At 58.5% G+C, this 10,858-nt stretch carries 11 protein-coding genes; 2 read left to right on the top strand and 9 right to left on the bottom strand.

Going from position 1 to position 10,858, the window contains the following annotated elements:
- Positions 1-168 precede the first annotated feature (168 nt).
- The 5 genes from FHT73_RS04835 to metG form a co-directional block, all read right to left on the bottom strand.
- Positions 169-648 carry an SRPBCC family protein gene (locus FHT73_RS04835; protein ID WP_112602620.1) on the bottom strand — a complete coding sequence of 160 codons (480 nt, stop codon included), beginning with the start codon at positions 646-648 and terminating at the stop codon, positions 169-171.
- Between the two features lie 146 nt (positions 649-794).
- Positions 795-1,286: a YbaK/EbsC family protein gene (locus FHT73_RS04830; protein ID WP_112602621.1), complete on the bottom strand. Its 492-nt coding sequence runs from the start codon at positions 1,284-1,286 to the stop codon at positions 795-797.
- A complete protein-coding gene (locus FHT73_RS04825; protein WP_112413779.1) occupies positions 1,283-2,110 on the bottom strand; it encodes an MBL fold metallo-hydrolase in 828 nt (275 codons plus the stop codon). Before FHT73_RS04825 ends, FHT73_RS04830 begins: the two co-directional genes overlap by 4 nt.
- Before the next feature lie 4 nt (positions 2,111-2,114).
- Positions 2,115-2,897: a TatD family hydrolase gene (locus tag FHT73_RS04820; protein WP_112602622.1), complete on the bottom strand. Its 783-nt coding sequence runs from the start codon at positions 2,895-2,897 to the stop codon at positions 2,115-2,117.
- 8 nt (positions 2,898-2,905) lie between these two features.
- Positions 2,906-4,459 (bottom strand): methionine--tRNA ligase, encoded by a 1,554-nt coding sequence (metG, locus tag FHT73_RS04815; RefSeq protein WP_183710098.1) that lies wholly within the window; start codon positions 4,457-4,459, stop codon positions 2,906-2,908.
- A 247-nt stretch (positions 4,460-4,706) separates the two neighbouring features.
- Here metG and FHT73_RS04810 point away from each other — a divergent pair, with 247 nt between their 5' ends.
- Both FHT73_RS04810 and FHT73_RS04805 read left to right on the top strand, forming a co-directional pair.
- Positions 4,707-5,507: a sulfite exporter TauE/SafE family protein gene (locus FHT73_RS04810; protein WP_112602714.1), complete on the top strand. Its 801-nt coding sequence runs from the start codon at positions 4,707-4,709 to the stop codon at positions 5,505-5,507.
- A 123-nt stretch (positions 5,508-5,630) separates the two neighbouring features.
- The gene (locus FHT73_RS04805) at positions 5,631-6,551 is read left to right on the top strand and encodes a LysR family transcriptional regulator (protein ID WP_112602623.1); all 921 of its coding nucleotides are present in this window, start codon (positions 5,631-5,633) and stop codon (positions 6,549-6,551) included.
- Between the two features lie 17 nt (positions 6,552-6,568).
- Here FHT73_RS04805 and FHT73_RS04800 read toward each other — a convergent pair whose 3' ends face one another.
- The 4 genes from FHT73_RS04800 to FHT73_RS04785 form a co-directional block, all read right to left on the bottom strand.
- Positions 6,569-7,522 (bottom strand): NmrA/HSCARG family protein, encoded by a 954-nt coding sequence (locus tag FHT73_RS04800; protein WP_112602624.1) that lies wholly within the window; start codon positions 7,520-7,522, stop codon positions 6,569-6,571.
- 242 nt (positions 7,523-7,764) lie between these two features.
- Positions 7,765-8,796, bottom strand: coding sequence for a DNA polymerase III subunit delta' (locus FHT73_RS04795; protein WP_112602626.1), 1,032 nt, complete (start codon positions 8,794-8,796; stop codon positions 7,765-7,767).
- A complete protein-coding gene (gene tmk, locus FHT73_RS04790) occupies positions 8,793-9,470 on the bottom strand; it encodes a dTMP kinase (protein WP_112602628.1) in 678 nt (225 codons plus the stop codon). Before tmk ends, FHT73_RS04795 begins: the two co-directional genes overlap by 4 nt.
- 153 nt (positions 9,471-9,623) lie before the next feature.
- Positions 9,624-10,835, bottom strand: a complete 1,212-nt coding sequence (locus FHT73_RS04785; protein WP_183710095.1) for a D-alanyl-D-alanine carboxypeptidase family protein — start codon at positions 10,833-10,835, stop codon at positions 9,624-9,626.
- Positions 10,836-10,858 lie beyond the last annotated feature (23 nt).

Below are 10,858 nucleotides of genomic sequence, written 5' to 3'. Positions count from 1 at the left end.
TCCCCAATCCTGACGTTCGACCAGCATCCCGAGAGGCGACGAGTGTCGCATCTCTAACTGGCCTATGTGTCGCATCTCTAAAATGCCGCTACACATACTTATCAGATAAGATAGATTATGGAACTAAAGCTGATATCAATACCACAATGAGTTCGACATTTTTCGATTTTATTCCAGATGGTTGGCCAGATTTTCGAGAGTCGATTTCAGTCCCTCGTCATGATCTTCTCTGCTGATGCCGTAAGGCACGTTCTCGCAAACTACGGTGACCCTTGTGCCGGTCTGAACTTCTGTCAAGGACCAGCTTATGGTCATCGTCCCGCCGAATGCGGCGTCCTCGGATTCGAAATCCACCGCCTGAACGATGCGTTCATACGCCACGATCTCGATGAACTGACCAGAGATAATGTCGGTATGCTCGGAGGATTTTCCAGATGTCGAATGATCCGGTGCATCATAGAATAGCACCATTCGATAACTGCCGCCTTTATGCGGTTCGAAGACCTGGATGCGGCACGTCATGCCTTTCGGCGGAAGCCATGAGGCCAGTGCTTCGGGATCGAGGAAAGCTCTGAAGATCGCGTGTGGCGTCGCACGAATTATCCGGGAAGCCGTATCGGTCCTTTTGCCGTCCGAAGCCTCGCCCATCGGATCCTCCCTGTGGCACCACCGCCCGGCTGCATTCGTTATTCTTAGAGCATTTCCGCTTTTCTTCGAATCGCGAAAGCGCTCTATCTTCTTGTTTTTACGCAGTTCCAGACGCAAAACCGCTTCGCACTTTTGCTGGAACTGCTCTAGTTCGCTTTGATGCGGATCACCCTAGCCGCAATCTTCTCGGTCAGCGTCGTTGGGTTGCAGGAGAAAATGCTGTCCGGACGCCCGGCCGCGCACCAGGCCTGATCATAAGCCAAAAGGCTCTCGTCCATAAAGACAGGCAGATCGACCAAATGGCCGATGGGTGCGACGCCGCCGATGGCAAAGCCGGTTTCGTCGCGAACGCGATCGATATCCGCGCGCTTCAGCCGAACGCCATAAGCCATTGCAATATAAGCGGTGTCGGCATTATGGGCGCCAGAAACAAGAAGCAGCGTCAGTGCCTGCGTATCGGCATTGACGAAGACCAGAGATTTCACGATCTGGCCGACGGCGCATCCTACGGCCTTGGCAGCTTCTTCGGCGGTCCGCGTCGATTGCTCCATGCGCTTGATCGAGATGTCGAGCCCCAGCGCGCGCGCTGCAAGTTCGACGCGCTCCAGGCTGGAAAGCTTCCTGATATCTTCGCTCATAGCTCATCATCCTCCACGTCGAGTTCGATCTGCATCTGATCGTAGGCCGGCTCGACATGATCGGGCGTTTCAGCCAGTACGGTTTCATAATCGAGCGGCGTATGCATGTGGGTCAAGATGGCGTGTTTCGGCGCCAAGCGTTCGATCCATTCGAGCGATTGCTCCAACGACAGATGGCTTGGATGCGGCCGATACTGCAACGCGTCGATGATCAGAATGTCGAGGTTCTGAACTCTTTCTATCGATTCCGGCGGGAAGTCGCTGATATCGCTGCAATAAGCGAGTTTGCCGATACGGAAGCCCAACGAATGGATATCGCCATGTACCTGCTTGTGCGGCCAGAAGCGAATCGGACCGCCTGCCCCATCGATCACGAAACTTTTCTCGAGATTTTCGATCAGCACAGGCCGCACGATCGGTGGATAGCTGCTGCCGGCAGGCGTTTCCAGGCAGTAGCGAAAGCCTTCGCGAATGCGGTCCATCGTCGGCGGATCGGCATAGATCGGGATGCGCTCGTTCGAGATATGGAAATAGCCGCGCAGATCATCGATGCCGTGAATATGGTCGGCATGGGCATGGGTATAGAGAACTGCGTCGATGAAGCTGACGCCGGCATGGATCATCTGTTCGCGAAAATCCGGACCGGTATCGATGACGACGGTGGTAATGCCGCCATCGGGTGCGATCTGCTCGATGAGAAAGGCAGCGCGCGTGCGGCGGTTTTTTGCGTTTTTCGGATCGCAGGCCCCCCAATCGCCGGTAATACGCGGAACACCCGGCGACGATGAACAGCCCAAAATGGTGAAGCGTCGCCGGTATGTCACGACGTCAGACCCTCGTCATTTTGGAGAAGCAGCGGAAGGCGTTTTCGGTCGTGATGTCGGCGATCTCGTCCATGCTGACACCGATCGTATCGGCCAGCACTTCGGCAGTGTTGATGACATAGGATGGCTCATTGCGTTTTCCCCGCCAGCGCTTCGGCGCGAGATATGGCGCATCCGTTTCGACCAGCAGACGATCGTGTGGGACAGTCTTGGCGATCTCGCGCAGCTCTTCCGATTTCGGAAAGGTCAGGATGCCGGAAAAGGAAATATAGCCGCCGAGCTCGACGCCAGTCTGCGCAAGGGCAGGGCCGGCGGAGAAGCAGTGGAGGATAAAGGGGAAAGCCCCCTTCCCTGTTTCCTCCGTCAGGATCGCGGCCATGTCCTCGTCGGCGCTGCGGCTGTGGATGACGAGCGGCAGCTGCGTTTCGCGCGCAGCAGCGATATGGCGCAGGAAGCCGGTCTTCTGGTCTTCCGGTTTGACGGTGTCGTAGAAGTAATCGAGACCGGCTTCACCGATCGCGACGATCTTCTCATGCTGGTTTGCCAACCGCACGAGATCTTCCGTATGGATATCAAGCTCCTGATCGGCGCTGTTCGGATGAGTGCCGACCGAGCAGAAAACTGACGGATAACGCTCGGTAAGAGCAAGCAATCCGTCGAGCTTCCTGACCTTTGTCGAAATGGTGACCATCTGCTTGACGCCCATCTCGTGAGCGCGAGCGACGATCGCGTCGCGCTCCTCTTCGAAGTCGGCAAAATCCAGATGGCAGTGCGTGTCGATCAGCATGGAAAACCTTATTCGGCAGTCGGCGCGACATAGCGCGGGAAGACCGGCTTTGGTGCCTCCAGCGGCGTTCCGGCAACGAGGCGGCCGGCCTCGCCGAGGGCTGCGAAATCGCGCTTGTCGGCTGGGATGGCGATGAGATCCAAGAGCTTACCCGAGGATTCCGGCATGAAGGGCTGCAGGAGAATGCCGATCTGACGCACGACATCGGCCGTGACATACAGCACGGTTGCCATGCGCGCCGGATCGGTCTTCTTCAGCGCCCAGGGCTCCTGGCTCGCGAAATAGCGGTCGGTTTCGGAAACCACCGCGATGATGGAAGCGAGAGCGCGATGGATCAGCTGCTTGCCCATGTCTTCGCGGGTCGAGGCAAGCAACGCGTCGGCCTGAGCCAAAAGCGCCTTGTCTTCATCCGTCAGCGGACCGCATTCAGGAATCTGTCCGTCGCAGTTCTTCACGATCATCGACAGCGAGCGGCTGGCGAGATTGCCAATGCCATTGGCGAGGTCGGAATTGATGCGCGTGCCGATCGCTTCTTCGCTGTAGCTGCCGTCCTGGCCGAAGGAGACTTCGCGCAGAAAGAAGTAGCGCACCTGGTCGAGGCCGAAATGGTTCACCAGATTGACCGGATCGACGACGTTACCGAGCGACTTCGACATCTTCTCGCCCTTGTTGAGCAGGAAGCCGTGGGCATAGACACGCTTCGGCAGCGGCAGCTTCGCTGATATCAGAAAGGCTGGCCAGTAGACGGCGTGGAAGCGAATGATGTCCTTGCCGATGATATGAAGATCGGCAGGCCAGTATTTCGCCCTCGGATTGTTCCTATCCTCGATGTAGCCGGTCGCCGTGATATAGTTCGTCAGAGCGTCGACCCAGACATACATGACGTGCGAGGGATCGTTGGGCACCTTGATACCCCAATCGAAAGTCGTGCGGGAAATCGATAGATCCTTCAGGCCGGACTTGACGAAGGAAATGACTTCGTTGCGGCGTTCGGCCGGACCGATGAAATCCGGGTTCTCTTCGTAAAGCTTCAGCAGCCGGTCCTGGTATTCGGAGAGCTTGAAGAAGTAGCTTGCCTCCTCCACCCACTCGACCGGCGTGCCTTGCGGCCCGTAGCGCACGCCATCGGCGCGCAGCTCGGTTTCGTTTTCCTGGTAATAGGCTTCGTCACGCACGGAATACCAGCCGGCATAGGAATCCTTGTAGATGTCGCCGGCATCGGCCATCAGGTTCCAGATGTTCTGCGAGGTCTCGTGGTGGCGCGGCTGCGTCGTGCGGATGAAATCGTCATTCGACGCGTTCAGCAACTTGCCCATCGCCTGGAATTCATCGGAATTGCGATTGGCGAGCTGCTGCGGTTCCATGCCTTCGGCCCGCGCCGTCTGCTGCATCTTCTGGCCATGCTCGTCCGTACCCGTCAGAAAGAAGACATCGCGGCCATCGAGGCGCTGGAAACGTGCCAGCGCATCAGTGGCGATCAACTCATAGGCATGGCCGATATGCGGCTTGCCGTTGGGATAGGCGATCGCGGTGGTGATGTAGAACGGAGTTTTTTCGGTCATGTGAGGCAGTGGCCCGCTTTTACTGTTACGTCGCTGTTATTCTTGCTCCGCTCGCTTTAGCGCATGTTTGCCATGAGCGAAACACCAAGTTTCGCGCGCAGCATTCGGAACTTCAGGTTGGCGCTTTGCTTGACTCGACTCCCCCTCGCCTTTACCCCTTCGGGAGAGTGGAACGCAGGACAGACGTAGCCGTGGATTTCATCGTTTTATGTATTGGTCTGCCAAACGGCTTCAAGAGGCCGTGAATTTGAGTTTGATCGATTCCTTTCAGCCGCTTTATTCCTTTTCCGGCTTTTTCGTTGGCATGCTTGTGGGCATTACAGGGGTCGGCGGCGGCTCGCTGATGACCCCCCTGCTCGTACTTCTCTTCGGTGTCCATCCGGCAACGGCCGTTGGCACGGATCTGCTCTATGCCGCAATCACCAAGACCGCAGGAACGGCCGTGCACGGCATGCACGGACGCGTCAATTGGAAGGTTGTGAGCCTTTTGGCGTCAGGCAGCGTTCCGGCGGCGCTCGCCATGCTCTGGATCATGGCCGGCGTCAATCGCGAGAGCCCCGCCGTTGCTCATTCCATCACCCTGTCATTGGGCTGTCTTTTGCTTTTGACGGCGCTGATGCTGATTTTCCGTGGCCAGATCCTCAAGGCCATCCGCAAATGGCGCGGCGAACGCGGAACGATATCGCCGCGCAACATTGCTCTGCTCACAGTCATCCTCGGCCTTATGCTCGGTATTCTCGTCACGATGACCTCGGTCGGCGCCGGCGCGCTCGGTGTCACCGTCCTGCTGGTGCTCTATCCGCAGACGGATGTCCGCGAAATCGTCGGCTCCGACATCGTCCATGCCGTGCCGCTGACTTTGATCGGCGGCATGGGCTATTGGTTCATCGGCGAGATCAACTGGACGATGCTGTTCGCCCTGTTGGTGGGGTCGATTCCAGGTATCGTCGCCGGTAGTCTGCTCGCGCCGCGCCTGCATGAGCGGTCCGTGCGCATCATTCTTGCCGTGACGCTCGCGATCGTTGCCTGGAAGCTGATCTTACCCTAGGTCGCCCTGAACATAATGCCGGATTGACAGCCGGTACGATCATGCAGCCGCCTTGGAAGGGTTGCCGTAGCCAAAGGCGATTGATCAATTTATAAGAGGTAATGAACCTGATTTCGCCAAAAAATGGATGATCAAGGCCTTTCCCTGGATCGGATGCGGACGTTCGTCCGGGTTGTAGAACGTGGTAGTTTGTCGGCTGCTGCGCGAGAGCTTGGCCTTGGTCAATCGACGGTAACCCGCCATATCAATGAGTTGGAGGCGGCCGTGGGGGTCCCTCTTCTCGGCAGAACCACACGCCGCGTCACGCTCACCGAGGAAGGGAGCCGCTACTATGCAAACTGCCTGCAGATTCTGCGGCTTGTCGAGCAGGCCACCGAAGAAGCAAGAAATGCGCGGCGGTCGCCGGCAGGTGCCGTTCGTCTGTCCTGCACTGCTGCTCTCGGCGTCATGCACGTCACGCGGATGATTTTCGATTTTCAAGATCGATATCCGGAGATCAGGATAGATCTTAATCTTACGGATGAGCGCATCGATCTCGCTCGTGAGGGGATTGATATCGCTTTGCGTCTGGGGCCGATTGCCGATGACGCCATGAAGCTCGTTTCCATCGGAAAAAGCCATCGAAGGCTCGTGGGTTCGCCCGATTATTTTCGCCGCAAAGGGCGGCCCACACGTCCCGCCGACCTCGCGCAGCACGATAGCGTGGTAATGTCCAACATTGCCGGAAGCGATCAGCTTATTCTGTTTGATCCGGATGGGATGCGTCTGGTGGTTCCGGTGAGCGGAATGCTGCGGGTCGATCACGGCCTCGCTGCTCGCGCTGCTCTGGCGGCCGGCCGCGGCATCGGTCCCGCTCACCTCTGGCTGGTTCAGGATCTGCTCGATGCCGGTACGCTCAAAGTCCTGTTTGACGAGTACGACCTTGAGGCGGTTCCCATCAGCCTGCTCGTCGTGCCCGAACGAGCAGGCGTCGCTCGCGTGCGGTTATTGGTCGATTTTCTCGTCACCGAGTTAAAGAAGCTGCCGGGCATCGCTGTGAACTGAGAGACAGGCAATCGGCCTCAAAGTCCGAACGCTCGCTTTTCACCGCGCCAGCCGGTGGTTCGCAAAAATTGCTCCCAGCTCAATGTGTCCGGATCCAAGCGGCGACTCCAGCCGAGATCATGTTCTCCACTGAAATAGCCATATTCGACGGCATATTCGACCATCCCCAAAATTTCGCGGACGAGCAGCTCGTTGGCGGCGAATTCCGGAAAATACTGCAGGAGGCCGTCCCTGGAAAAGGCGTTCCGATATTCGGCTTTCAGGCCCGTTACGCGCCGGAAGGTATCGACCATTTCACGCGGTGAAATGATATCGCCCACGATCGGAAGCGTCTTTCCGTTGTAGCGTTCAGGGTGGGAGAAGATCTCCAGGACGACAGGACCGTTGGCCGTCAACGGATCGACGAAAGGTGCGGCGACGTCTTCCGGCAGATAGATCGGCAATAGGAGCGTGTCGCCATCATACCGAGGAACATAATATTCGAGCAGGTTGGTGTAGAAGAACGCGAGCATGACGAAGGAGTGCGAGACCGGAAGTCCGCGTATATAATCGGCAACCTTTGCCTTGTCGGTGAAGTGTGGCGCATATTTCGTCCGGCCTGAGATCTTTTCGACATTCTCCAGCGTGCTGAAGACCACATGGCCGACCCCGGCCTCCACGGCAGCATCGGCCAATTGCCGGCCAAGCGGCGCCTCACTCGTGTCTGGCGGCGCGATAGGAGGCGTCATCAGGAAGGCGCCGGCAGCGCCCTCGAAGGCACCCACGAGTTCCTTTGTCCGGCCGAGTTCGAGCGGCACCGTCACGATTTCCGCCCCTAACGCCTGCAGCGCGCGCGCTGAGGGTGAATCCTTGCTCCGAGTAAGCGCACGGACGCGGAAGCGTTGACTTTGAAGCAGCGTCGTCGCCACGCTTCGCCCTTGCTTGCTCGTCGCACCGACAATCGCGATCAACGGTTTGTCATGTAGTGTCACGGTTAGTCTCCAATCCAATTCCACAGCCGAAAAGCTGCGGCACCTTCAAATGAGACCGATCACTTCAGCTGGGATACGGTCTGACCATGAAGGTAGGGGGCCGCATCGCGCTGCACTACACGCTGGTAATGGATTACATCATGCCGTTTTTTGGATATATCGCTGTGATGATCCGCATGCATCTCTCGCCGCAAAACTAAGGAATGCAGCGAGTTTTCATTCCCGGAAATCGCATAGGGAAGCTAGGCTGAAAGCTGCTGTTTGAGCTCGCCGAGGATGGTAATCAGCGTCTGCTTACGATCGAGATTATAGGCCTGCGACACGTTCAGCCGCTCTGTGGTCTCGGAATGCAGCCGTGCCAGCCTTTCGGCCGTCGAAATCGAGCCGTCAAGCGCGGCGGCGCGGGCTCGCTCGATGATATCGTCGCCGATATGCGACAGGAAGAAGCCGAAGATCGTGTCGCTGTCCTTGCCGGAAAGCGCGTCAGCGAGTCGATGCATTGCCTTGCGTGCCGCAGGTCCGTCTGCCGAAAGCACCTGGCGGTAAGCTTCGATGATCTCGCCGCCACCATAGTTCAGGAGCTTGAGCGCCTCGCTGACGCTGCCTTTGGCTGCTGAAAGCACGTCGTTCCCCTGCCCTGGCGGCACGCCAAGATTTTCGAGCGCCCAGCGCAGAGGCTCGTTTTCGAGCGGCGCGAGCTTCAGAGGCAGACAGCGCGAGCGTATCGTCGGCAAAAGCCGGCCTGGCGCATGCGACAGCACCAGGAACAAAGCGCGCTTCGGCGGCTCCTCGAGGATTTTCAGGATGGCGTTGGCCGCGCTTCGGTTGAGATCGTCGGCGGGATCGATGATGACGATGCGCCAGTTGCCCGTGCCTGATGTCTGCGAGAAGAATTTTCCGGCGCGGCGCACTTCGTCGACGGTGATCGCGGATTTCATCTTGCCGGTCTTGTCGTCGACCGGCCGGCTCAAATGCAGCAGATTATGCGATGCTCCGCCGGAAATCTGCCGGCTGACGACGGATGCCGGGTCGGGATCGCCGATCGTCTTAGGCGCAGATGCCGGATCGGGATGGGAGAGGACGTGATTGGCGAAACGGAAGGCAAGGGTCGCCTTACCGATGCCTTCGGGGCCTTCGATCAGCATGGCATGATGCCCCTTGCCGGAGCGATAGGATTGGGCGAGGAAGGCTTCGGCTTCTTGATGGCCGAACAGCTTCGTATTGTCCTGCGGAGGAATGGCGCCGTCGAGGACACCCGGTCGCTCGTCGCTCATTGCGCGGCTTCCGATCTGGCGACGATATTGGCAGCGCCGAGCCTCTTGTCGACGATCCCGGCAATTTCGGCGGCGATCTCATCTTCCGGCTTCAGGGCGTCGATGACGTGGCAACGCTCGGGCTCGCGGGCGGCGATATCGAGGAACGCCTCGCGGCGCTTCTCGTGGGTCTGCATCTCTTCCTTTTCGAAGCGATCGGGTGCGGTTACGGCGGAGGCGCGCTTGCGTGCGCGCTCCAGACCGACTTCGGCGGGAATGTCGAGAATCAGCGTGCAATGCGGAATGACGCCGTTGACGGCAACCCTCTGCAGAGCCTCGATATAGTCAGGCTCGAGATTGCCCGTCACACCCTGATAGACGCGCGAGGAATCCATGAACCGATCGCAAAGGACGATGGTGCCGCGCGAAAGTGCCGGACGAATGACGTCCTCGACATGATCGTTGCGGGCAGCAGCGAAGAGGATCGCCTCCATGCGCGTGCCGAAGGTTTCCGCAGCACCTGAAAGCAGGACGTGCCGTACCGCTTCCGCTCCTGGCGAGCCCCCGGGTTCACGCGTTACCAGAACCTCGTGACCACGCTCGCGCAACCGCTCAGCCAGCCGGCGAATCTGGGTGGATTTGCCAGCCCCCTCGCCGCCTTCAAAGCTTACGAATAATCCGTCTGCATCAGCCAATGATCATGTCCTGCACTTTTCGCGTGCCATTCGTGCGGCGTGCGATACGCATCCTGTTTAACCCAAGACATGTTCAGGTGGAACCGTGCATGTCCCGGTCTCCGCCACTCTATATGGGGTGTGAACAGAGATTTCGCGAGCCTTACAACCCACTCACGTCGGCAAAGGCTTGTCCCACAGCCAGGAGAACAGCAGCGATTCCGTCAGTTCCATGAAGGCATCGAAAGCGCGGCGACCCAATGTGCCCCGCTCGACCGATTCCTTCGTATAGAGTGGCAGCTCCCGCACCAAACGCGCGCCCAGGAACACGCGAAGGGTGCCGGCTTCGTAACCCGCAGCCACCGGTGCCGTCAAAGGCCAGCGATAGACGATGCGCGCCGAAAGCCGATCCGGCGTCTCAATCGGAACATAGACGTCGACGGGTATTTTCGCCTGCAGGCCGACGGTAGAAGCAGCGCCGCCATAGACGCTGGCGTCGCCGATCACTTCGCCATCGGCGAAGATACGCTGGCTCTTGAAATTGCTGAGGCCCCATTCGAGGACACGGCGCGTCTCCTCGATGCGTTCCTTGTCGCTCTTCAACCCTCCGAGTGCCAGGAACAGCCGGCGGCCATCGCGCTGAATGGACGCTACGATCGAAAAGCCTTCCCCTTCCGCAAAGCCAAGCCCCAGACCATCCACGCCGATATTGAGCAGAAGCATCGGGTTCTTGTTGCGCTGATAGATCTTGTTCCAGGTAAAGTCGGCCTGCCCGAAATATTTGTAGAGATCCGGGTGCTTCTCCTGCAGGTCCTGCGCCAGCATGACCATCTCTCGCGCGGAAACCTTGCCGCCGGCATTGGGATCGTCGGCATCCGGCAGGCCGGTGGAATTGGTGAAGGTGGACCGGGACATCCCGATCTCTCTTGCGCGCGCCGTCATGCGACGGGCGAATTCGCGTTCGCTGACAGACATGCCTTCCGCCAGAACGATACAGGCGTCGTTTGCCTGCTGTACGGCAATACCCTGGATCAGATCGCCGACGCGGATGCGCGATTTCAGAGCTGCGAACATTGTCGATGCGCGTGAGGGAGCGCCGCCCGTCCGCCAGGCATTCTCCGAGACGGGATATTCGGTATCGAGATTGATCTCCCCTCGCCCGATCGCATCGAAAACGACATCCAGTGTCATCAGTTTCGCAAGCGACGCAGGCGAAATCAGCTGATCCTCGTTTTTGGCAAGCAGGATAGTACCGGTCGACGCCTCGATCATGAATGCCTGCGCGGCTTTCGTGTCGAAAGCACCTGGCGCGGCCTGCTGCGCGAAGGCCGTGACATTCGCGAACCCGAGGAGAAGAAGGAACAAAAGAATCAAGCGCTTTGGCATATCGTCCCCTTCATCCGACCACC

It is taken from the genome of Rhizobium sp. BK098, assembly GCF_014193155.1.
GTDB lineage: Bacteria > Pseudomonadota > Alphaproteobacteria > Rhizobiales > Rhizobiaceae > Rhizobium.
Note: the sequence above shows the minus strand (reverse complement) of the source record. Positions and strands in the feature narration are given on the sequence as shown.